This window comes from Lewinella sp. W8 (assembly GCF_004375085.3).
GTDB lineage: Bacteria > Bacteroidota > Bacteroidia > Chitinophagales > Saprospiraceae > Neolewinella.
In genome coordinates this window covers 202,773-224,951 of record NZ_SNAQ03000005.1, presented here as the reverse complement: position 1 = coordinate 224,951, position 22,179 = coordinate 202,773, and the positions used below count along the sequence as shown (strand labels likewise).

Annotated in this window: 19 protein-coding genes; 11 read left to right on the top strand and 8 right to left on the bottom strand. The window is 56.0% G+C overall.

All coding sequences use genetic code 11. The features are described from left to right. The first annotated feature begins 47 nt into the window (after positions 1-47). Positions 48-761, top strand: coding sequence for a hypothetical protein (locus E1J53_RS08080; RefSeq protein ID WP_134272302.1), 714 nt, complete (start codon positions 48-50; stop codon positions 759-761). Here the strand turns inward: E1J53_RS08080 and E1J53_RS08075 are convergent. Then, positions 758-1,891: a DUF819 family protein gene (locus E1J53_RS08075; protein ID WP_134272303.1), complete on the bottom strand. Its 1,134-nt coding sequence runs from the start codon at positions 1,889-1,891 to the stop codon at positions 758-760. The two genes, E1J53_RS08080 and E1J53_RS08075, sit on opposite strands and share 4 nt — an antisense overlap. A 3-nt stretch (positions 1,892-1,894) precedes the next feature. Further along, the gene (locus E1J53_RS08070) at positions 1,895-2,431 is read right to left on the bottom strand and encodes a histidine phosphatase family protein (protein WP_134272304.1); all 537 of its coding nucleotides are present in this window, start codon (positions 2,429-2,431) and stop codon (positions 1,895-1,897) included. A 233-nt stretch (positions 2,432-2,664) separates the two neighbouring features. Between E1J53_RS08070 and E1J53_RS08065 the strand changes: the two genes are divergently transcribed. Next, complete coding sequence (locus E1J53_RS08065) at positions 2,665-3,372, top strand: HAD family hydrolase (RefSeq protein ID WP_134272305.1); 708 nt, start codon at positions 2,665-2,667, stop codon at positions 3,370-3,372. A gap of 5 nt (positions 3,373-3,377) precedes the next feature. Here E1J53_RS08065 and E1J53_RS08060 read toward each other — a convergent pair whose 3' ends face one another. After that, positions 3,378-4,238, bottom strand: coding sequence for an NlpC/P60 family protein (locus E1J53_RS08060; protein ID WP_134272306.1), 861 nt, complete (start codon positions 4,236-4,238; stop codon positions 3,378-3,380). Positions 4,239-4,322: 84 nt separating this feature from the next. Here E1J53_RS08060 and E1J53_RS08055 point away from each other — a divergent pair, with 84 nt between their 5' ends. Together E1J53_RS08055 and E1J53_RS08050 are read left to right on the top strand one after the other, a co-directional pair. Then, complete coding sequence (locus E1J53_RS08055) at positions 4,323-5,381, top strand: PorP/SprF family type IX secretion system membrane protein (protein WP_134272307.1); 1,059 nt, start codon at positions 4,323-4,325, stop codon at positions 5,379-5,381. 152 nt (positions 5,382-5,533) lie between these two features. Continuing rightward, positions 5,534-6,058, top strand: a complete 525-nt coding sequence (locus tag E1J53_RS08050) for a DUF255 domain-containing protein (protein WP_253931050.1) — start codon at positions 5,534-5,536, stop codon at positions 6,056-6,058. A gap of 60 nt (positions 6,059-6,118) precedes the next feature. Here E1J53_RS08050 and E1J53_RS08045 read toward each other — a convergent pair whose 3' ends face one another. The 4 genes from E1J53_RS08045 to E1J53_RS08030 all read right to left on the bottom strand — a co-directional run bounded on the left by E1J53_RS08045 (position 6,119) and on the right by E1J53_RS08030 (position 11,850). Next, positions 6,119-6,496, bottom strand: coding sequence for a VOC family protein (locus tag E1J53_RS08045; protein WP_134272308.1), 378 nt, complete (start codon positions 6,494-6,496; stop codon positions 6,119-6,121). 304 nt (positions 6,497-6,800) lie between these two features. Continuing rightward, a complete protein-coding gene (mqnB, locus tag E1J53_RS08040; protein WP_134272309.1) occupies positions 6,801-7,484 on the bottom strand; it encodes a futalosine hydrolase in 684 nt (227 codons plus the stop codon). 1 nt (position 7,485) lies between these two features. After that, the gene (locus E1J53_RS08035) at positions 7,486-10,740 is read right to left on the bottom strand and encodes a UvrD-helicase domain-containing protein (RefSeq protein ID WP_134272310.1); all 3,255 of its coding nucleotides are present in this window, start codon (positions 10,738-10,740) and stop codon (positions 7,486-7,488) included. Between the two features lie 150 nt (positions 10,741-10,890). Then, the gene (locus E1J53_RS08030; RefSeq protein ID WP_134272311.1) at positions 10,891-11,850 is read right to left on the bottom strand and encodes a hypothetical protein; all 960 of its coding nucleotides are present in this window, start codon (positions 11,848-11,850) and stop codon (positions 10,891-10,893) included. 76 nt (positions 11,851-11,926) lie between these two features. Here E1J53_RS08030 and E1J53_RS08025 point away from each other — a divergent pair, with 76 nt between their 5' ends. The 6 genes from E1J53_RS08025 to E1J53_RS08000 all read left to right on the top strand — a co-directional run bounded on the left by E1J53_RS08025 (position 11,927) and on the right by E1J53_RS08000 (position 18,926). After that, positions 11,927-12,694: an SDR family NAD(P)-dependent oxidoreductase gene (locus tag E1J53_RS08025; RefSeq protein ID WP_134272312.1), complete on the top strand. Its 768-nt coding sequence runs from the start codon at positions 11,927-11,929 to the stop codon at positions 12,692-12,694. A gap of 6 nt (positions 12,695-12,700) precedes the next feature. Next, positions 12,701-13,102, top strand: a complete 402-nt coding sequence (locus E1J53_RS08020; protein WP_134272313.1) for a hypothetical protein — start codon at positions 12,701-12,703, stop codon at positions 13,100-13,102. A gap of 172 nt (positions 13,103-13,274) precedes the next feature. Then, complete coding sequence (locus tag E1J53_RS08015; protein WP_134272314.1) at positions 13,275-14,978, top strand: DEAD/DEAH box helicase; 1,704 nt, start codon at positions 13,275-13,277, stop codon at positions 14,976-14,978. Positions 14,979-15,391: 413 nt separating this feature from the next. Beyond that, positions 15,392-17,491 (top strand): DNA primase, encoded by a 2,100-nt coding sequence (dnaG, locus tag E1J53_RS08010; RefSeq protein ID WP_134272315.1) that lies wholly within the window; start codon positions 15,392-15,394, stop codon positions 17,489-17,491. 204 nt (positions 17,492-17,695) lie between these two features. Further along, the gene (locus tag E1J53_RS08005; protein ID WP_134272316.1) at positions 17,696-18,286 is read left to right on the top strand and encodes an RDD family protein; all 591 of its coding nucleotides are present in this window, start codon (positions 17,696-17,698) and stop codon (positions 18,284-18,286) included. Between the two features lie 61 nt (positions 18,287-18,347). Next, positions 18,348-18,926: an RDD family protein gene (locus E1J53_RS08000; protein ID WP_134272317.1), complete on the top strand. Its 579-nt coding sequence runs from the start codon at positions 18,348-18,350 to the stop codon at positions 18,924-18,926. A gap of 132 nt (positions 18,927-19,058) precedes the next feature. On the opposite strand, the gene E1J53_RS07995 is transcribed toward E1J53_RS08000, so the two are convergent. Next, positions 19,059-19,862, bottom strand: coding sequence for a phosphopeptide-binding protein (locus E1J53_RS07995; RefSeq protein WP_134272318.1), 804 nt, complete (start codon positions 19,860-19,862; stop codon positions 19,059-19,061). A gap of 117 nt (positions 19,863-19,979) precedes the next feature. Here E1J53_RS07995 and E1J53_RS07990 point away from each other — a divergent pair, with 117 nt between their 5' ends. Beyond that, complete coding sequence (locus E1J53_RS07990; RefSeq protein ID WP_134272319.1) at positions 19,980-22,136, top strand: cation-translocating P-type ATPase; 2,157 nt, start codon at positions 19,980-19,982, stop codon at positions 22,134-22,136. Positions 22,137-22,179: the final 43 nt, after the last annotated feature.

Below are 22,179 nucleotides of genomic sequence, written 5' to 3'. Positions count from 1 at the left end.
TTTACCATACCAACACGTTTAAACCACTGTTGTTAAACATTAATTCCATGGCACGTACCCTGCTTCTTCTGGCTTTTCTCTTGATCTCAGTTTTCTCCTTTGCTCAAAGCAGAAATTTAGTAACTGAGGGCTACACGGAATTTAAAAAGGAGCGCTACAATAGCCTTAATGTGTCCATTGACGCTTCTTACGATTTGGTGGCAGATTACCTTGAAGACTTCTGGGATGACCGCTATGAAATTGATGTAGATAAATTCGATAAGGATAAAAATGCACTGGCGCTAAGCGCAGAACAAGTTGGCCTTCCCAGGATCAGCGATAAGAATTTTGACCTATACCTGAAGGCTGCGGAATCTGGTCGTTCCACTACGGTCAGCGCCTCCGTTGTCTTTGCCGAGAACGATGTGGTGACGAGCCAAAACCATGCTACCGCCTACCGGGCAACCGAAGGAATCCTGGAAGAATTTTACCAGTACTTCTACTCCCGTTATTTCGATGAACAAATGGAAGAGGTGAGAAAGGAATTGGACGATATTCGGGATGATGGGCAAGACGCAACCGATGATGCGGATAAAGCATGCAAAAAAATCAGAAAGTACGAAGAGAAGATCGCCAAGCTGCAGCGAAAGATTGAAAAGGAACGGGAGGAAGTAGCGGATGAGTTAGATACCGCCGAAGAGAAGAGCCGACGTTCGCGGGAGCTGGAAGACCGCCTGCGGGAACTGCAACGGGCACGCGCTAAGTACCTGGGAGCAGGTTAACCGAAGGTCTCAATTAAGTAGGCAACGGATATGCCTAAATAATTGCCAATGCCGAAGCCCAGTAAACTCACCGCAATGCCGGCGGCCAGCAAGTGTTTATTACGCAGGGCCGCAGCCACCTGTACTACGAATACGGGACCATAAAATCCAGCCACGTAACTCAGAATTACGGTATCCCGATCCACGCGGAATATTTTGCACAGCAATAAATGCAATAGGGTTGTGGTGACCAGGGCCCAGGCGGAGAAGTACAGTAAGTCCATCCCATTAGCCGCAAGTTCACGGAAATCTGCCAGCAAACCGATGGCCACACAGAACACCAGAATAAAGTACTCCCCCAACGGATAAGAGTTTCCTATTTTCTTGGGTATTACCGATACCGAGACGAATAGCGATAAAGTGGTGAGAATCAGGATGAGCGCCGTATTATCCTCCAACCCTCCCGTGAGGAGATAGCACAGCCCTGCGCTTGCCGCAGTAACTAGGACACCAATAACGAGTTGGACCATTTGTTTTGGAAAGGGGATGCGCTCCATGAAATTTTGTCCGCCGTCAGTGGACTGGGTATCTGGCTCCGAAGTAGGGCGAAAAATCTTCGCGTAAATCGGTGGTAGAAAAGTAATCAGCCCCAATAAATAGCTCCCTCCGAGCAGGACGTCGGCCGCCTGAATGAGGACGAGATAGTCCTCCGGAGCATTAAGGGCAATACCAATGGCCTGCACGTTTGGCGTTCCCCCCGTGTAGAGGCCCACCAACATGCCGGCAATGGTCGGCGCGTCGGCGATTTTTCCCGACATATAGAGGCCCACCAACGTCGTGCACAATAATCCCGCCAAACAACACAAACCAAAAGCAAGTAGCATACTACCGGCGTACCGGATGCTTTCCCGGATCCGCACGGCAAACAGGAGTAAGGGGAGTCCGAGAAACATACTAATCCCGGCCACCAGCTTCATGTCTTCTCCACTAACCGGCCACAGACGAAAATTGCTGACGATGATGCCGATGCCGTAACAGGCAATAATGGAGCTCAGCCAGGTGGGGAAAAGCTTCGTACGCTCACCGTACCGGGCAAACAGCGGGAAGCCGATACAGAGTGCAAGACTGAACAATAGAGATACAGAAGGCACTGCTTAGTATCGCATTTTCAGAACCCGGGGTTTCCCGATACGGGGCAGGGTAACGACGTACAGATTGGTATAATCCAGCTCACTGAAGCGGGGAAACTGATTAGTCTGGGTCAAATGGTTGGCCAGGGCCGGAGTCGTGTTACTGTGGCCCACGACCAAAACGGTTTTACCCTTGTAAAGCCGTCGGAGTTCCTTGGAGAAGAATTCCAGCATACTTGGATCGTAAGGGATAATGTTGAGGTCATGGTCATTCGCCGTCGGTTGTCCGGTAGCCATGGTCCGGCGCGTTTGGGTACTGTACACGGCGTCCAAATCCGTATTCTTGAGAATTTCCATCAGTCGCTCTGCCCGGGCAGTCCCCTGAACCGTGAGCACGGGGTCTGCTCCGTAATCTTTCTCCGCATGCCGTACGAGAATGAACGTACTTACCGGTTCGTCTCCGAAATCCTCAATGGTTTGTTTTCGAAGGGTGTTGCAACCAGTGAGTAAAATGCCGGCCAGTACCAGCAGTAGTAGTGTGAGGGTGGTTTGTCGTCTCATTGTAGCCTTTAGTGAAGCTAATGTAGTGGTTAATTAACATTTGCGTCAGCTGGCCTTACCTTCCCCATCAATAAATATTCTCAAGGTCCGGTAGCTTAACTCAATCGTTGGGTTAGGGATTGATGGGCCTGCATCGAGAAGAGGAGAGCATAGTTGGTTGCACCGTTTACCTTTGCGCTTCCGAATGAAGGGGTAGGAGCACGAAAAAACTACCCCGAAAAGTATCCCTCCCGATGAAACTAGACGGATTAACCCACATTGCTTTTGACGCGGACGATACCCTTTGGGGCCATGAACACATCTTCGTGGACGCCAAGGCCCGGTGCCTCGAGTTGCTCGAGCCCTTTATGACCCCTGGAATGGATCTGGAACAGGAGCTATACCGCTTCGAACGGGAGAACCTGAAGATTTTTGGGTACGGCGTAAAGGGGTTCGTGTTGTCCATGATTGAAACGGCACTGGAAATTTCCCATCAGCAAATCTCCGGTGCAGATATCCAGCGGATTATTGATCTGGGTAAAGAAATGCTTCTCCACCCAATCGATTTGTTGCCCTACGTGCGGGAAGCGGTTATGACCCTGGAAGACCACTTTTCAATTATGGTCATCACCAAAGGTGACCTTTTCGATCAGGAGAACAAACTGGCCCGCAGTGGTCTGGCCGATCGTTTTCCCGTAGTTGAAATTGTTTCCGAAAAGAATGAAGCAACTTACCGTGATATCCTGCAACGACACGCGATTGATCCCGCAAAGTTCCTGATGATTGGCAACAGCCTGCGCAGTGATGTGTTACCCGTGCTTGCGGCCGGTGGCCGGGCGCTGCACTTGCCCCACGAATACACCTGGCATCACGAAAGGGTAGAGGAGACCGAACACACCGGCTACCTGCAGCCCGACTCCATGGAGGAGGCCGTGAAGATGATCATGGAGGCCCGTTCGTGATTGACCTAAAAAATTACCATCTGGTTCTCATCGGGCTCCTCTTGCTTCCGCCGTTTACGTTGTAGTACGTTGGGAACATCTTGGTCGGGGAGCAGCCGTTTTACGATCCGGAGCCGATGGGTGTACTTACCACGTTCGTAGTTGAAAATGCCGTAGTGGTCCACGGCATCAATTCGGACACAGTCGTTTACGTGGAGAATCTGACTATCCGGCAGTAGGATGCCTACGTGGTCAATCTGCCCCTTCCGGTTATCAAAAAAGGCCAGATCACCGGCCTGAGCCTGTACCACAAAGTCAACCATACGGCCGTGTTGGCTCATCGCTTCTGCGGTACGCGGGAGCTTGATGTTGATCAGGCGGGCCACCAGTTGCACCAGGGCCGCAGCGTCTACTCCGGTGGGCGTGCGTCCTCCGGAAAGTTCCGGAGCGTAGAGCCAGCGGCGAGCAAAGCGGATGAGTAACTCCGCTTCCATCCGCAGGTCTTCACTAAGGGCGGCCTGCCCGGAATAGCTGAAAATTTGGTGACCATGGCGCAGTCGCATTCCGTCAAACTCCGGTAGTCGTGCCCCGAAGGTCACGGGCAGCCCGAGGCGGTCCCCCATCAGGATGGCGTAGGGATCTAACGCAAAGGCGGGGTTGTCCCGTTGGCGCCGGAAGGTACTTTCGTCCACCTCCAGCAGTTGGTCGGTCCGGATGTACCCCTCGAAGTCATCGTCACTGCAACGAATCTTACAGTAGGTTTTTCCGGGATCGATCACCGAAACGGGTTCCCCCAGTAGCAGTTGGGAGGTAAGCTCAGATTTGGCTTTTGCCGATGCACGAATTGCCGCTGCCGTATAACGACCCAGCGCGTAGGAGTGGACCATAGATCGGCTAATATAAAATAAGGGTCGTTAAATTCCCGTTGGCAATGGCAAGAGCGCGTAAATTCGCCCCCCCAAGTGCCCCTTATGAAGCATTTTTTCTTCTTTTTACTCCTGTTGTTGTCCGTCAATGAAGTTTCTGGCCAGGATTTGCATTTCTCCCAGTACTTCAATTCCCCCCTTTCCCTCAACCCCGCGCTCACCGGGCTCTTCCCGGGACGGTACCGGGTGGGCGTAAGTACCCGCAGCCAGTGGGCACAAACTTTGGAGACCCCCTATTCCACCACCGCCTTTGCGGCCGACTTCCATTACTACGTCAATCCCGGAAAAAGACAGTTCAAGGACGCCTTTGGCGTAGGTGTCCTCTTCGCCAGCGACCGGGTTTCGGAAATTAACTACAGCGTCAACCAGATCATGGTGGGGGGAGCCTTTCACAAATCACTCGACCCCAAAAACAATCAGTACCTCAGCCTGGGGGTGCAACTGGGCGTGGTACAGCGTAATGTAAGCTACGATCAGCTCACCTTTGAGGATGAATTTGATGGTACCGGAGTTTTCATCGAGGGCGCTACGGGAGAAGAATTGCCGGTCAATAACTACGCCTTCGGCGATTATCAGATTGGCCTCAACTACAGCAACGCTCCCCGGAATCGTACGGCCATCTTCTTGGGAGCAGCCATGCACCACGTCAATGAACCCGAACAGAGCTTTTTCGCCGAAGCCACGCAGGGGGAAGATATTGAGGTAACCAACCTGCTGTACCGTCGGTACTCCGCTTACCTGAACTTGCGCATTCCCCTGACCCGCGAAGTGCTGCTCAGCCCCCGGGTCTACGGCTTTTCCCAGGGGCCCCATCGGGTCGCCAACGCCGGGACCAACCTGCGGTTTTTGATCAATGACGTCAACGGAGCCGCCTTTCACCTCGGCGCACACGCCAGGATGATCACGGGCGAAGAAGATTTTGCCCTGGATAGTGCCGTGGGTATGGTGGGGATTGAAATCAATAGTTTCCTCCTCGGGTTCAGTTACGATATTGGACTTAATGGCCTGCAAACCAGTCGTCGACACCAGGGAGCTTTTGAGATCAACCTCTCCTATACGGGGCAGGCCGACGACGACGAAGCTGTCCCTTGTCCGCAGTTTTAAGCTTTTCGCAAGAGGAAATTATCCGTCGGTACCCTATTTTGCGAAATGTATTGACTCCTGTGTGTCCTCAGCACGCATCGTCAGAAAGCTAGAATCAGACTTTTACACCGGTATTGATGTCCTTATCGTCGTGCCCAATTTTTCCTTTTAGTATGACTATTCCCCGTCTCTCACTACTAACACTGTTTTTCCTCTTTTTTGCCACCAACGTTTCCTTCGCTCAGGTCAAATGGCTGAGTTGGGAAGAGGCTATTGCCAAACACCGGCAACAGCCCAAAAAAATCCTGGTGGACGTCTACACCGATTGGTGTGGGTACTGCAAAAAAATGGACAAAACGGTATTCGCGGACCCAAAAATCGCGGAGTACATCTCCAACAACTTCTACGCCGTTAAACTGGACGCCGAACAGCGGGCCAAAATCACCTACGATGGCCACACCTTCAACTTCAACCAGAGTTACGGTCGCCGGGGCGCACACGAACTGGCCGTCGCTTTACTGGACGGAAGAATGAGCTACCCCAGCCTCGTATACCTGGATGAATCTCGCTCCCGGATCTCTATCAGTCCGGGCTTCAAGCCGGCCGACCGCTTCATCCACGAGTTGGCCTTTATCCGGGATGAGCATTACCGGAGCAAGACCTACCAGGAATACCTGAACGGGCTCGGTAAGAAATAACGGCCTTCCCAATCATGATGGATCGGGACGTGAACTTTCCACCAGAAAGGTTCCGTAGGGTCATGTCGTGGGTGCGGTTAGCTCCACGCGGTAGCCGTCCGGGTCGGTGAGGTAGATGGACCGGAAGTATACGTGGTCCTGTTCGACATATTCCAGTCCGGCATCGGCCAGGTACCGTTTGGCGACCTCCAATTGTTCCAACGAAAGCCGGAAGGCGAAATGGTCTACCGTATTGATGCCCCTGGCGGGATGCTTGTCTCCCCGGGGAAATAACGCGATCCCACTATTTCCCGCCAACAACATGACGGGAAATGGGGTCCATTCCGGAAACGTCACGCGTTGCAGCCCCAGATAGGACGAATACCAGTCCGCACTTTTTTCCAGGTCCTCCACCAGGAGGGCCACGTGATCCAGATAGTCAAGGGTAAAGGGTACCATAGGAGTTGTTGTTGTGGCCAGAAAACATTCTGATGCACTAAAAAGCTTGGTCTCCTTCAGAGCAGGTGGTTCATTTGGGCGCTGCGCGCAGGTGCCAGGAACCGTGTCCACTTGCTCCGTCTAGGGATAAGTGCCTGGTGTCGCCTTTCCCCGAAAGGCGACCACTCCATCAAAGAAGGAGAGAATGTACAAGGTCGATTCGCCACATTCTTTTGCGGAAAGGCCGTTAGTTGTCCCAGCCTGATTCGGTTGGCTTTCGGGCTTGTTCGGCTGACCGCACGGGAAAAGGAAACTCCACCTACCTTCAATTGATAAATGCACCCAGTAAGCTTTGTAGGCTGATGTTCAGGCTCTTAATGGCCTTGTCCATTTCCCATTTGTCGCGGTTCCGGGGCTCTACGTAATTACTGATGGACCGTAGCTGAAGGCAGCTAACGCCGTTGGTGAGACAGGCATAAAGAAAGGCTGCCCCCTCCATGCTCTCTACCTGGGCGTCCGGAAACTGACGCCGTAAGCGCGCTATACTTTCAGCCTCCCCCGTGGCGCGGTTGGTGGTGATCCCGGCGCACGATTGAAAGGGGAGACTCGCGGCGGGCGGCGGTACCCGCAATACGCCACCGTCGTCGAAGGGCGGCCCCGGTGATAAACCAAGCTCATGAAGCCGAAGCAATTCTCCATCGCTGTCCTCAGCCCCAAGGTCGCCCATCCGTTCGGAATCTATTTGCACAACCTGCCCCAGTGATAGTTCCGGATCGAGCGCCCCACCAATCCCGGCCTGAATGGCAAGGTCCGGAAGCTCCTCCTGTGCTCCGAAAAAATGCCCCAGCGCGTAGGCCGTCCGCATCTGACCTACTCCCCCGAAGAGTACGGTGATGGTTACGTTGGAAAAATGCAGTACGTTGGCACGTTCTTCCCGGCACTCCCGGCGTAACCACTGAATGGTGGGCTGAATTTCAAAAACCGTGGCTGCCGTCAACAGGATACGCATACTAGATCAGGTTTAGACTCAATTGCTGCTTCCCGTGGAAGGCTACCTCCCGTAGATTACCTCCCGGGACGTGGTGCAGGAAGCACCGACTGATGGTAATCCCATTGTGGGCAAAGACCTCCTTCATTAAGCTGGCCCGGGCGAGTAAGTAGCGTAGCTGGAGGTCGAACTGCTTGTGGGGCAGTAAAACGTCAAGGATTAGGGTGGTCGCTTCCTTTTGCTCGATGAGCCAGTCGGCCGACAACCTGATTTGACGACCCTGAACCCTGGCTTGCGCTACTACTCCCTGCCGTAGATTACCGCCGGGAAATTCCCGGCGTATCCAGTCGTGGAAGGCCGCCGAATGATCCGCAATCACCTGTGGCTGGCATTCACCGCCCGGAAGGAAGTTCTGCAGCAGCATTTCTGAACGTTCCTGTCTGACGTTGGAGGGAAGTGGTGGTACATCCCCGGCAAGAAAGGTTTTTATCGTGCCGGCCCACAGCCTGGGGTCGGTATCCGGATCGGGGGGCGGGGGATTGAAGTACTCATGAAAGTTCCCCAAATTGGAGCCACCGAATTGCTCCACCAACCATTCCTCTTCCAGTATGGCTCCCGGAAAAGCTGCCCGGCCCGGGCGTTCTCCACTGAGAAACGGTACTTCCCGGTAGCTCCTTTCCGAAGCAGGAAGGGAGCGGGGCTCCGTCCAGGTTTGGAGAAGTTTATTGACCTCGTGATTCCCCCAGTCAAAGGGGGCATCCGTACTGTTGGGGTCCAGGACGGGAGTCTTGCCGCCACCCCTGGAATAAGCCCGGTCGAGCCAGGGGGCGCCATCTTTATTGGTGGGGAGCACCAGGAAGTCCCGCGCCCGCGTAAAGCCCACGTACAGCAATCGGGCTTCCTCGGCCAGGGCCTTTTCGCTGGCGGCGTCCGCCCATTCACTTTCCTGAATACTTTCCAGCCAGGGAACTCCCTTAGCCAGCCTACCGTAGGGATTTACCCAGTACCGGACCCAACGGTTACCCAGGGGCGCAGAAAGGTCTACTTCTTCCGATAGGGGAACGACGTCAACTCCCCAGATATCCGCCCGGAGTTTTTGGTCCAGATCGGCACAGATGACCAGTGGCCATTCTAAGCCTTTGCTTCGGTGGTAGGTAAGTACGTTGACCGCTTCGGGACGCTCACCGGCTCCCTGACGGTCCGTCTCGTCGCGTTTCAGTTGGTCGAGATACAGTAAAAAACCACCCAGGGAGGCCGCCCGGTGTTGCCGGTGGCAATTGTCTTCGTAGGCGATGGCCAGTCGACGAAGCTCATCGATGTTGCTCAGTCGCTGCTCTCCGTCCCCCCAGGCAACGATGGTGCGCCGGATGCTCAGTCGCTCAATGAGTAGGTTCAGGATTTCGCTGGTGCTGCATTCCTCGGTAACGCCCCGCAGGTCATCCAGCGTCCGAATCGTCACGTCGTCCGCCGCCCAGGCCACGTCTTCGTCACGCTGGGATTGGATATACTCCATCCGGTCCCGAACGATCTCGGCCAGGGGCCTTCTGCTTCCGAATAACAAGATTTCGGCTACCGAGAGGCTGTCCGAGGCGTTGAGAAGATACTTGAGACACGCCAGCACCAGGGTAGCTTCGGCCGTAGCCAGCAAACCCGTGCGGGCAATGGCCGCACTGAGCCCCTGCCGACTCAGGGCATCCGCCATGTCGGCACAACCGTAGTTAGACCGGCAAAGAATGGCAATATCGGCCGGGATCATCTTGCGGGGAGTATCCTCACCCTTCGGCAAGATCATGGGGGGATTGGCCAGAAGCTCACGGACAGCTTTGGCCAGCACCTCGCGGGTCCACTGCTTGGAAATGCGTCCCTTGCCGTCCAGCTCAAAGTGCCAGTGCCAGACCCCTGATCGTTCAGCGATGGCGGGAGGCTCGGCCGGAGAGAACTTGTTGCCGCCGCGGGTTCGCACCGGATCTAGCACGACCGCCACCTCGGGTATGTCCGGAAAGGCCTTGGTGAAGAGGGCGTTGCAGGCATACACCACGTCTTCCCGGCTGCGCCAGCTGTTGCGCTGGATATTGGCCACGTCGACGGGACCGGTCGCGGCCATCACGGCCGCCATCAAGCGGGGTTCCGCTCCGCGAAAACCGTAGATGGATTGCTTGGGATCTCCCACCCAAATGCTGTGCCGGGCCAGGGTGCTCAATTTCAGGAACAGCGCCAACTGAATGGGGCTCGTATCCTGAAATTCATCCACCATTAGCAGGTCCAGTTCCCGCCGGAGACTCGCCTGCACCTCCGGCTGCTCCAGAAGTTGGAGGACCAGGGCTTCCATGTCGGTGTAGTCAATCCGCCCGCGACTCTTTTTGAAGCGGTCATACTCCGCAATGGCGGCCTCCGCGGCTCCGAACATTAGCTCCTGGAATCGGCGGATATCGTCATGGAAAGCCGGTAGTTGGGTGTGTCTTTCGGCAACCTCAACGAGGTGGCCCACCAGGTCGCGGCTTTTGGCCCCTACCTTTTCGACAAAGCCGCACAAACGGCAGTATTCCGACCAGGGTAGGGAGCCCTTCCGTTGTAGCTGACTAGCCAGCCGACGCAGGGTCTGGGCGGCGGTAAGTGTCTTTTTGGTGCCATCCGCCTCATTGTTCACGAGGGCTGCCGCGGTTTCCGTCAGGGCTATCTGAAGTTGACTTTGCACCTGCGGTAACGCCAAATCCTTAAGAACCTCCGGGAGAAAAGCGGCCAGACTTGCCCAGGAACGTTTCCGGCTTTCCTCGATGTCCGCAGCGGAAAAATTATTGCTCCGGATGATCTCCACGAGTTGCAGCACCTGCTTGCGCCAGTTGTAGGGAGTACCGTCCACACTAAGGCCCAGTTGCTCACAAAGCCGTTCTATTTCGTCGATCGTCTCCAGCGAAATAACGGCTGCCATGCTCAGGTTGAAATACCGCTGGTGATCCTCTTCCGCGATAATTTCCACCTGAGGGGAGACCCCGGCCTCAAAGGCAAAACGCTTCAGCAGTTTCACCCCCAGCCCGTGTACGGTGCCGATGAGGGCATTTTTCAGGGAATTGGCCTCCTGGGAAAGCCCTTCGCGCAACAGCTTGACCCGGACGCGCTCCCGCAATTCCGCGGCGGCTTTCTTGGTGAAGGTGGTGGCGATGATCCCTTCCGGCCTCGCCTGGCCGCTCACGAGGGCCGCCGTCATCTCTTCGGTGAGCCGATACGTCTTTCCGCTACCGGCTCCGGCGGAGATTAATTTCAGATTGTCGAGAACCACGGACAGGGAAAAATTCAGGTTTAGGAAATGCGGCGCATGCTGGCGGGAAGGTAGCCAGAATTAGGGAAACGACCGGAAAACTGTCCAGCGAAATCGTAAGGGGAAAATTGGGCGAGAAAGCAATTCGCCAGGCCTTGGCGTGATCGGTAATTACCGTCCGTTTCCGCCGCGATGGCGGCCGAGAATGTCCCGGCCGTCGGCCTTGCGCTCCGGGTCGCGGGGAGCTTTGTCGTAAACGTGGTTGAAGATCTTGGTGATTTCTGTCCAACGCCCGTCCCGGTATTCCAGGGCATGGTACGAACCGTCCGGCATGTTCACGGGGCCTTCTTCATTCGTCCCGGGCATAAGAATCAGGTTCTCGTAGACGATCCGGTTACTGTCGGCCTCATATTGCATGGCCACCCTGCCTTCGGCCCCGTACTCCAGAATGATCCGGGAACGGTCGGGCATCAGTTGCCCCTTCTCGGTGTAGGTATCAAAAATCGGCAGCCCGAACTGGGGTTTGCCATTCTGGTCAAAGGTGAGCACATCAAGAATCTTCTGCCTTCTCCAGGTGCCAAAACGATCGAAGCCGAAGAGTAGATAGTAGGGACTTCCGTTATGGGTGCCGCCGGGAATCATCCGGTACACCACGTAGCCGAGCCAGTTGTCGGGCCCGAGAATGGCATTTTCGGGGTTTTCCCGTAGCGTAAAACCCCGGTCAATCAGCGGCGTAAGCTGGAGGTTCTCCGTGTTCCGCTGCAGGGCCCCGTAGTGGCGGTATTCGTCCCGGTTGACGTGTAACTCCCAGGTGAAGATGCGGAAGCTGCTGTCCGGAGCGTACTGAATGCTTACGCCCTCCAATTCCGGAAAAGCGTACCGGAAACTGTTGGGGCGGTTGAGCGAAGTAACCAGTCCGCGAATCAGCTCCTTACAGGCCGTGAAGCGACGGTCCGCCGAACTGTCCGTGTGCATGACGTAGGATAGGGCGAGCAGCTCCTGTTCGGCCAGCTCCATACTGTCCCGGTTTTCCGGGCTCAACTCGCCGGATTGGGCGATTCCGGCAAGGGAAAAGACCAGGAGGCAGAGAGAGGTGAGCGCGGACTTCAGCAAAATGGGGTGTTGGTTCATCGGGATAACTAGGTACTACCCGTTTATTACGTCCCAGAAGCCCAAAAAGTATATTCAGGTCGCCTACATTTGCAAAATGATAACAGTTGATTTCAGCAACCGCACCGTTTTGGTGACGGGGAGTAGTAAGGGGGTTGGCGCCGCCACGGCAGCATTGTTCGCGCGGGCCGGTGCCCGGGTTTGCGTCCACTATAACCAGGACGTTGCGGGCGCCAAGGCGGTGCTGGCCGGTCTGGAAGGCGCGGGGCACTGCCTCCTGCAGGGGAATCTGGCGGACCCGGTGGTGGCCCGGCGGCTCGTACAGAGTGCCGCCACTAAGCTCGGACGACTGGACGTATTGGTCAATAACGCGGGTATTTTTCGCCCCCATCCCGTGGATGGCAGTATGCCCTTTGATACCTGGCTGACGACCTTCCGGAACACCCTGGACACCAATCTGGTCGGTCCGGCTGCGGCTGCCTTTACGGCCATCGAAATCATGCGCGCCCAGCGGGGTGGGGCCATCGTTAACGTGGGTAGCCGGGGGGCCTTTCGCGGGGAGGCCGGTCAGGTGGGTTACGGAGCCGCCAAGGCGGGATTGCACGCCCTGTCTCAGTCGCTGGCCCAGGCGGTGGGTAAGGACAACATCACGGTACACGCCGTGGCCCCGGGCTTCATTGAAACGGCTATGGCCCGACCGCACCTGCAGGGGGCTGCGGGAGACGCCGTCAAGGCGCAGAGTCCCCTCAATCGCGTGGCTACCGTGGAGGAAGTAGCCCGGGCCATTTTATTCCTTTCCAGTCCGGAAGCTACGTTTACCACCGGAGCGATTCTGGACATCAACGGAGCCAGTTACCTCCGTTAACCCGGTATGGCTCAATCCCATAACGCCGAAAGCCACCCCTATTTCCCAAGTGGAGACTGGGAAGGGTTTTACCTCTACCGCAGTGGACCCGGCGCTGAGCGTCACCCGATGCGCTGCCAGCTGGATTTTGCGGACGGGAAAGTCACCGGCGGTGGCAGCGATGACGTCGGGGCCTTCCGCTGGCAAGGCGTGTACTCCACCGTGGAAATGTCTTGCCGGATGGTCAAGCAGTACGCCACTCACGTGATTTTCTACGACGGCCGCGCCGACGAAAGTGGCGTTTACGGTACCTGGTCACAGGGCGCCTATTTTTCGGGGGGCTTTCATCTGTGGCCGAAGCAGGGCGGAAACGAGGAAGAGGCCGTAGCGGAAAAGGTGGACGCCAAGCAACTGGCCGGCGCATGCTGAGTTCACTTTCGGCGTACCCAAATTTTCATAAATTCGGAATTATCTGATTCCCAATTAATTCCTGCGTACCTTTGCCCCCTCAAATAGGGGTGATCCCGTTGTTTACGTTTTCCTGTGTCGGTGGCGACGCAGTTCGTGGTAAGCCATTTCACCCACAAATTTTATCGGAGAAATGGAGACTTTTCAGGAAAGCGAGCTGCGCGAAGACGTTAAGCGTGCGGTAGCAGAACTTGGTTTTATCAACCCAACCCCCATTCAGGCGGAGACCATACCCATGATCATGGAATCCAGCCGGGACCTGGTCGCCCTGGCGCGCACGGGTACGGGGAAGACGGCGGGCTTCGGCCTGCCGGTCGTCAACGACATCAACGTTGACGTAGTGGCCGTTCAGGCCCTGATTCTTTGTCCTACCCGGGAGCTTTGCCTCCAGATTGCCAAAGACCTGGCGGCTTTCGCTCGCTTCCGCAAGGGCGTCGAAGTAGCCGCGGTATACGGCGGTGCGCCCATCGGACAACAGATCCGGGCCATCGAAGAGGGTGCCCAGATCATTGTCGGCACGCCGGGACGGACCCTGGACCTCATCAACCGCAAGAAGCTGAAGGTCGATCTGCTCGATCGGGTCGTACTCGACGAAGCGGACGAGATGCTGAACATGGGCTTCCAGGAGGAACTGAACGCCATTCTGGCGGCCACTCCCGAGAATAAACAGACCTTGCTCTTCAGCGCCACCATGCCCAAGGAGGCCAAGCGCATTTCCGAAGACTACATGAATGATCCCGCGGAGATCAGCGCGGGCCACTCCGATGCCGGAAACTCTAAAGTAGCGCACCAGTACTTCAAGATCAAAGCTTCCGACCGCTTTGCTCTCCTGCGCCTCTTGGTGGAACTCGAGCCGGATATGTACGCCGTGATCTTTTGTCGTACCCGGCGGGAAGTCGACGGCGTCAGCGAAGACTTGCGCTTTGCCGGCCACGCGGCGGACGCCCTCCACGGCGATATGTCTCAGGCCCAGCGGGATGACGTCATGAATCGCTTCCGGCGGCAGCGGATCAAGCTGCTGGTGGCCACCGACGTAGCCGCCCGCGGACTGGACGTACAGGACCTCACCCACGTGATTAATTACAACCTTCCCGATGCTCCCGAAGTCTACGTCCACCGTAGCGGCCGTACGGGCCGGGCCGGAAAGGAGGGCATTGCCCTGAGTATCGTGACGGGACGGGAGCTCCGAAAAATCCGGGATATTGAGAAATATTCCAACATCAGTTTTGAACTCAAGGACGTTCCCAGCCAGGAAGAAGTATACCTGCGCCGGGCACTCCGGTTTGCCGAATCCGTCAAGGCGGCCAAACTGGACGACAAGCTGGCGGGCTTCCTGCCCGAAGTCATTGCGGCATTCGGGGAATTGGAAAAGGAAGAACTCATCCAGCAGTTCCTCGCCTACGGCCTGTCCGACCTGAGCAAGCACCTGAGCGAACAGCGGACCGTACAGAATGACCGTCGGAAGGAAGAAAAATCCAAACGGGGTTCCGGCAGCTTCACCCGCCTGTGCATGTCGGCAGGCAAAAAACAGGGATACTCCGTGCCTCAGGTCATCGGCATGATCAACCGGAAAATTCCGGGTAGAAAAATTGACCTCGGCCGGATTGATCTGCAAAACAACCTTACCTATATTGACGTCGATAGCCGGGAAGCCAAGCGCGTGGTCGCGGCCTTCGTGGGCGTGGTCGATAAGGGACAGGAACTCAACATGCGCATCTTTGAGGGGGGCGCTTCCATCGGCACCAAGCCTCCCCGTGGAAAGAAAAAGCCGAAGCAATTTCGTGCCGGAAACTTTAAGCCCCGCACCAAGAAGAAGCACCGTAAGGGCGGCAAGTAAGGGGCCCCGATAAGTCTTTTTGGAGGCTAAGAAAAGCAGGTGAGATTTTAGCAGTGGGCGAGGGACCGCAGGTGCCAGGCAGTGGGTATTCTGATGGGTTGTCAAGCGTCATCCATGATATCAATCGCTGAGGACTGCCCAAAAAAAACTGCCCCGGTCATCGAAGAAACGATGCCGGGACAGTCCACACACTATGAGAACACCCATTAATTCTTTGGTTCGGCCTTCGCGGCCCGGATCATTTGATCCTTTGCCTATACAGACGCCCCGGAGGGCAAAAAGTATGCACGTTAAACTGTTAAATAAATGCAAAAATACCCCGGAGCCTAGCAAATACGGGGGATTAGCTGATTTCGCAATTCAGTGAAGTGACGCGCCGGTGACACGATTGGTGTGCCGTATCTTTGACCCGGATGATCACCGAAGAAAGTGTACGAGAGGTAATTGATACTGCCCGCATCGAAGATGTGGTGGGAGATTTCGTCAATCTTCGCCGTCGGGGACAGAATATGATCGGACTATGTCCCTTCCACAACGAGAAGACCCCGAGCTTCAACGTCAATCCTTCCCGAAACATCTATAAGTGCTTCGGCTGCGGAGAAGGGGGGGACCCGGTGAAATTCCTCATGACGCTCGAACAACTTTCCTTCCCGGACGCCATCCGCTGGCTGGCGGATCGCTATAACCTGAAGCTGGAAGAAAAGGAGGTGAGCCAGGAAGTGCGGCAGGAACGGCAGGAAAAAGAGAGCCTCCTGCTGGTAAATGACTTTGCCCGCAAATGGTTTGAGGACCAGTTGTACAATACCGAGGAAGGCAAAAGCATCGGGCTGAGCTACTTCAAAAGTCGCGGCTTTCGCCGCGATGTCATGGAAAAATTTGGCCTGGGATATGCTCCCCTGCAGCGAGATGCCTTCTTCAAGGCGGCGGTAGCCGCCGGGTATAAAGAAGAACAACTGGAAAAGCTGGGGCTGGTCCGGAATAAGCGAGACTTTTTCTTTGACCGGGTCATGTTTACCATCCATAATCTGGGCGGCAAACCGATTGCCTTTGCGGGGCGAATCCTCAAAAAGGACGTCAAGGCCCCCAAGTACGTCAACAGCCCCGAGACCGAAGTCTACCACAAGTCCGACGTGCTCTACGGCCTCCACCAGGCGCGTCGGTCGGTCCGGAAGCTGGACAACGTCTACATGGTGGAAGGGTACACGGACGTTATCAGTCTGCACCAGCACGGAATAGAAAACGTGGTGGCCACGTCCGGAACCAGCCTGACCCCCGGGCAGGCCCGGCTCATCAAGCGGCAAACGGAAAACGTAACCCTGCTCTACGACGGGGACAAGGCGGGCATTAAGGCCGCCCTGCGTGGTGTAGACGTGCTGCTGGTGGAAGGCCTGAACGTGCGCGTGGTCATCCTACCCGACGGAGAGGACCCGGACAGCTACATGCAGTCCGTGGGTACTACCGCCTTTGGCGATTACCTGGAGAAACAGCGGCAGGACTTTCTGTTCTTCAAGGCCGATCTGCTGTTGGAGGAGGCCGGCAATGACGTGGCCGCCCGGACGGACGCCATCCGGTCAATCGGTGCTACCCTGGCCCTGGTCGATGATCCCCTCAAGCGGGCCGGCTATCTGCAGCAGTTTAGTGGTCGTTTACAGATTGAAGAGTCCCTGCTGGTCAGTCTGGTCAATCAGTCGATCGCCGACCGCCGAAAACAGGCTCAGAAAGAACAGGAGCGTGAGGCACGACGGCAACAGCGGCGGGGCAGGGAGGACCAGCGGTCTGCCGAACCAAAGGGTAGGGGAAACAGGACGCCGCCGCCACCCCCAGCCGCCGGGGAAGAAGATCAGTGGGCCGGACTCGTAGAGCCCAGTTGGGGAGACGAGGATGTTCCCCCGATGCCACCCCCGGAATTAGAGGATCTCTCCGCGGAAGAACCTCCGCAAACATTGCCGGACTTACCGTTGCTGGGACACAGTCATCAGGAACAGCATTTGGTGTATCTGCTGATCCGGGACGGTCATAAAATGTACGACCCCGAAAAGAATATGAGCATCGCCGCCTTTCTGACGGCCAACGTAGCGGATGTGCTCGGGGATTTTGACCACGAACTGTACCGAAAGGTGGTCAGTCTGGTGACGGACTACGTCCGGCAGCACAAGAGCGGCCCCGACGCGAACTGGTACCTCCACCATCCCGAAGGAGCCATTCAGGAATTGGCGCAAACGGCAACCGTAAGCCCCTATACCTACAGTCCTAACTGGAAGGAAAAGTATGGCCTTCACCTGAGCCAGAAACCCCCGGAGGAAAATCAGCGACTGGCCGCGGAAATCTTCCTGCGCGTATTCCGGATGGAGAAGATTGATCGAAAGGTGAAGGAAAACGTCTTGAAGATTAAGGAACTAGCCGTTGCTGGTGAAGAATCCCGCCTGAAAAAATTCCTGAAGCTCCAATCGAGACTGGTGGAGATGCGTAAACAACTGGCAAGCGAACTGGGTACGGTGGTAATTACCAAATGATTTGGGAAGACTTTGGGGGAGGTGCTCAACTGCGACTCATTGCTAATTTATCATCGGGTTCCCGTGTGAACAGTGCCGTAAATAATTCGTGCCCCGAAGGGATTCGACGGTCGTAAATTTTCCCGGGTTCATCGACAAATACTGGGAGGATTGGCCCACGGAACTATATTGCGATCAGTAGAAAACACACAAAAACACACTATTATGATGTCTGACGTTATGGATAATGACCTGAGTACGGTTTACGCTCCCCGCTTTGCGGGCTTCGGCGTCCGTCTGGGAGCCTACATCATCGACGTACTGGTGCTCATTCCAGTCATTGGTGCTTCGATGTACTTTACCATGTTCAACCCGAACGCACTGGCCTTCCTCCTGATTTCCATCCTTTCGGCCTTTTACAAACCCGTGCTGGAAGGACTGTACGGCGCGACCGTCGGTAAAATGGCGCTGAAAATCAAAGTGGTGGGCGCAGAAGGCGTTCCCGTTACGATCAACCAGGCCTTCATCCGCTGGGTACCGTTCCTGCTCGGAGCCGTTTTCAGTTGGTGGTTTACCTACGGGATGATTTCAGGCGCCGCTGCGGAAGGAATCAGTGGTTTCATGGAATACAGCATGTACCAACAGGAGCAAACCGCCGAAATGGGGGCCACGGCCACCATCGGCCAACTTTCCGGCCTGATTCCCATCATCTCGGCACTCTTCATGCTGGGCAATGCCCGTAAGCAGGCTGCTCACGATAAGCTGGCCGAAACCTACGTAATCTACCGGGACCAGAATTCTGGCTCCATGTCCTAGAAAAAACATTCAGCTGACGGGCTACGTTTTCGGCTAACCAATGACATATTAACTTTGTCCGGTGGAAAATAGTGAACATCAGCCCGATCAACAGGTCGATCCCTCGGAACTGCGTTTTGCGAGCTTTACCGTTCGTGCCGCCGCCCGGGTGATCGACCTTTTTGTTTTATTCCCCATCTCCGCCCTGGCGGCCTATTTCACGCTATTCGAGCCGAGCCTTTCCATCGTGCTCTTACTGGCCCTACTGGACGCCGCCTATAAGCCCATCATGGAAAGTGTATACGGGTGGACCATTGGAAAACGGGTAATGAAGCTTAAGGTGATTTCTCAGTATGATCTCGGTCCCATCGACTTCAACCAGAGCCTGATGCGGTTTCTCCCCTGGGCCCTGGTTTTCTGCGTAACCGTATTCCTCAATACCCGCTATTTTCAGGATCCCAATTTCACGGAAATCGAAGACCTGGAAACGTATCTCCAGTTTCTTCAGGACCACCCCCTGAGCCAGAATTTCTTCGTGGGCGTCATTCAGTATCTTCCCCTGTTCTCCGCCATGTTTGTGTTCTCGGACCCCTTCCGGAGGGCCCTGCACGATCGTCTGGCCAAGACCTATTGCGTCTACAATAACGATCAATTCCAGTAGGCGAATGCCCGCCAATTGCCGGTAGATAAGCCCGTCGGTAAATCCGTAATGGGTGGTTATGCTATTTCTCAAAAAAAGCAGACCCCGCTCAGCAACGCTGGGCGGGGTCCGATTTTCTCCTGTGGGAGAGTGCTACTGTTCGGTAGGCAACTCTGCCAGGGTAAACGTCCGGGTGACGGGATTGTAGGGCGTATTAACCACTTCGCCGTCCTTCATCAGGGACAACTCCACGGTGTTTTCCCCGATGGGAAGCCCCTTGAGGTAATAGGGCTGCCACTCCGTAATGGTAAACTCATCCGTGCCGTTAACCACGGCCCTCACGGAGTAACCATCCTTTCCTAACTCAACGTTCACGGGATAAAAATCAAGCATGACGTTGTCCGTGTTGGCTTTGCCGGTGTAGGTCCCTTTGGGGCGACTGTAGAAAACCATGGGCTCAGTGATGTCCTCAGTGTAGGTGAAGGATCCGCCCTCCACCTGGGCCTTAATGGCGCGGTAGGCAGCGTCCGTTTTGATGGACTCGTGGTAACTCCGGCTCAGAAAGGTTAAAATGTAGTGCTTCCCGTCCGGGACTTCCTGCTCAAAGGTCGGCTCATACTTCGCGATGTAGGGCTCATTGTTCAAAATGAGGTGAGCGTGTTGCCCCTTGGCGGAGTTGGCGCACATTAACTGATCGGCATCTGGTGTTTGCATCCCGAATTCATACCCGGAAACGGAGTAGTTGAATTTTCCGTCGGCGTAAGTCCAGTCGGTGATGGTGGCGTCCGGAAAATCACTGGTTGCGGGCATGGGCGTAAGGGTGATGCCGGAAGCAACGGGAGCTTCCTCCATGCTTTCCATAGTTTCTTCCGTTTCGGTATCGGCGGATTCTGAATTGCCACAGGCTACGGTCAGCAAGAGCATCAGCATTAATGTCAGTAGGCTGGTAATGCGCATAGTGGGTGTAGATTAATTTTGGTTTAACTAATCAGGGGAGAAGCGTGTTTTGAAGGGGAACGACGTCCCTGAATCGTCGCCCACCTATGTAGTAAAGCACAAAAGCCACATAAGTTCGTGAACAAGACCGCTGAAATAGTAGAATTACGCGTTGAAGGAATGGATTGCAACAACTGCGCCACCTCCATTCAGCGATTTCTCGAACGGAAGGGCCTCGTCGACGTGATGGTCAATTTCCAGACCAAGGAAGTGCGCTACCGCCGAAACGATGCCCAGCTCAACGACACCGAGGTTCGTGCCGGCATCGCCAAACTTGGTTTTACGGTGGTGGATGAAGAGCAGGCCGCCGCGCCCGGCCAGCAAGCCTGGCGGGCACGCCGTCGCCTGCTGATTTGTGCCCTGCTCACCGCACCCCTCCTGATTGGCCACCTGTTGATGACCCTGGGCGTGCACATCGGATTGATGCACAATGGCTGGTTGCAACTGGCCCTGGCCGGTCCCGTTTACCTGATCGGAGGATTACATTTTGGCCGTTCGGCCCTGGCCGGCATCCGGGAGCGCATCCTGAATATGGACGTCCTGATCTTTCTGGGGGCTACCGCCGCCTTTGTGTACAGCCTGGTGGGGCTCTACTGGCAAAACCCCGATTACTATTTCTTCGAGACGGCGGCCACCATCATCACCCTCGTTTTGGTGGGCAACTGGTTGGAGGCCCGTGCCGTCGCGCGGACCACCACCGCCATCGGAGCACTCACCGAACTTCAGGAAGAAACGGCCACCGTAGTCACCCAGAGCGGAACGCTGGTGACCATACCGGTGGAGGATGTCAGGGTGGGCCAACGACTGCGGGTGAATACCGGAGACAAGGTGCCCCTGGATGGAGTCGTCCTGGAGGGATTCGTTCGGGCCAACGAGGCCATGCTGACCGGTGAAAGCGCGCCGGTGGCGCGCGGGGTAGGGGAGCCAGTCCTCGGTGGGTCAATCGTGCAGACGGGCCAGGCGCTCGTGGAAGTAACCGCTACGCATCAAGAAGGCACCCTGGCCCACATCATCGAGTTGGTGAAGACCGCCCAGGCCGATAAACCGGCCCTGCAACGGCTGGCTGACCGCATCAGCGCCATCTTTGTCCCGGTGGTCATCGGGCTGGCCGTGCTGACCTTTCTCCTGGGATGGCTGACGGGCTACGCCAGCCCCACCCAGGCCCTGATGAATGCCATTGCCGTACTGCTCATCAGCTGTCCCTGCGCCATGGGACTGGCAACGCCCACCGCCGTCATGGTCGGAGTCGGACGATTGGCGCGAATGGGCGTACTCATCCGCGGTGGAAGTACCGTGGAATCATTTGCTGGAATTCGCCGGATGGTGTTCGATAAAACCGGAACCCTGACCACCGGAGAGCTTCAGGTAGAAAATCTCCAGTTCCATGAGGACGGCGTTCCTTCTGCCCTGATCCGGCGCCTGTTGTATGTCATGGAGGGCTACTCCAGCCATCCCATTGCGGCTTCCGTAAGAAAGCATTTGGAGACTACGGAAATGATGGCATCGGATGCCGCAGTCTACCGGGAATTCGTGGGAAGCCTGACCACCCGGGAGGAAGCGGGCCTTGGGTTACGGGCCACCAACGACCGGGGGGATGAATTCTATCTGGGCGCACCCCGGGCATTCCCCCAACTGATATCCCCCGCCGGGGCCGCGGCGGTTTTGGTGAAAAACGACAAATTGCTGGCCAGTTTTGAGCTGGAAGATGAAGTCCGTGCGGGCGCCGCTGCGCTGGTGCAAAGTCTTTCGGCTAAGGGCATTGATACTGTGTTGCTGACGGGAGATAACCGGGAAAAGGCGACGACCGTAGCCCGGGAAGTAGGGATCACCACCGTACTGGCCGAACAACTCCCCCAGCAGAAGCTGGACCACATCGCCCGACTGAGCGCCGACCGCCCGACCGCCATGGTGGGAGACGGCATCAATGATGCTGCCGCCCTCAGCCGGGCCGATCTGGGTATTTCCCTCGGCGGCGCCAGCGCCGCCGCTCTCGATGCGGCCCAGGTCGTCTTGCTGCGTGACGATTTGCGTCTGCTGACCGAAGGGTACGAAGTAGCAAGCCTGACCCTGAAGACGATCCGTGAAAGTCTGTTCTGGGCCTTTAGTTATAACATCGTCGCCATCCCCCTCGCTGCCCTCGGATTCCTCAACCCCATGTGGGCGGCCCTGTTCATGGCCTTTTCCGACGTGGTGGTCATCGGCAACGCCATCCGCTTGAAACGCCGCCGGCCATAATACCTCTGGGCCTTACAGACAGTGGAGTTTCCCGACCAGAATT

Coding starts and splice junctions, on each gene's coding strand:
- E1J53_RS08055 (WP_134272307.1), top strand. CDS start 4,323: ATGAAGCATTTTTTCTTCTTTTTACTCCTGTTGTTGTCCGTCAATGAA.
- E1J53_RS08060 (WP_134272306.1), bottom strand. CDS start 4,238: ATGGTCCACTCCTACGCGCTGGGTCGTTATACGGCAGCGGCAATTCGT.
- mqnB (WP_134272309.1), bottom strand. CDS start 7,484: ATGCGTATCCTGTTGACGGCAGCCACGGTTTTTGAAATTCAGCCCACC.
- E1J53_RS08015 (WP_134272314.1), top strand. CDS start 13,275: ATGGAGACTTTTCAGGAAAGCGAGCTGCGCGAAGACGTTAAGCGTGCG.
- E1J53_RS08050 (WP_253931050.1), top strand. CDS start 5,534: ATGACTATTCCCCGTCTCTCACTACTAACACTGTTTTTCCTCTTTTTT.
- E1J53_RS08080 (WP_134272302.1), top strand. CDS start 48: ATGGCACGTACCCTGCTTCTTCTGGCTTTTCTCTTGATCTCAGTTTTC.
- E1J53_RS08025 (WP_134272312.1), top strand. CDS start 11,927: ATGATAACAGTTGATTTCAGCAACCGCACCGTTTTGGTGACGGGGAGT.
- E1J53_RS08065 (WP_134272305.1), top strand. CDS start 2,665: ATGAAACTAGACGGATTAACCCACATTGCTTTTGACGCGGACGATACC.
- E1J53_RS08005 (WP_134272316.1), top strand. CDS start 17,696: ATGATGTCTGACGTTATGGATAATGACCTGAGTACGGTTTACGCTCCC.
- E1J53_RS08070 (WP_134272304.1), bottom strand. CDS start 2,431: ATGAGACGACAAACCACCCTCACACTACTACTGCTGGTACTGGCCGGC.
- dnaG (WP_134272315.1), top strand. CDS start 15,392: ATGATCACCGAAGAAAGTGTACGAGAGGTAATTGATACTGCCCGCATC.
- E1J53_RS07995 (WP_134272318.1), bottom strand. CDS start 19,862: ATGCGCATTACCAGCCTACTGACATTAATGCTGATGCTCTTGCTGACC.
- E1J53_RS08030 (WP_134272311.1), bottom strand. CDS start 11,850: ATGAACCAACACCCCATTTTGCTGAAGTCCGCGCTCACCTCTCTCTGC.
- E1J53_RS08020 (WP_134272313.1), top strand. CDS start 12,701: ATGGCTCAATCCCATAACGCCGAAAGCCACCCCTATTTCCCAAGTGGA.
- E1J53_RS08045 (WP_134272308.1), bottom strand. CDS start 6,496: ATGGTACCCTTTACCCTTGACTATCTGGATCACGTGGCCCTCCTGGTG.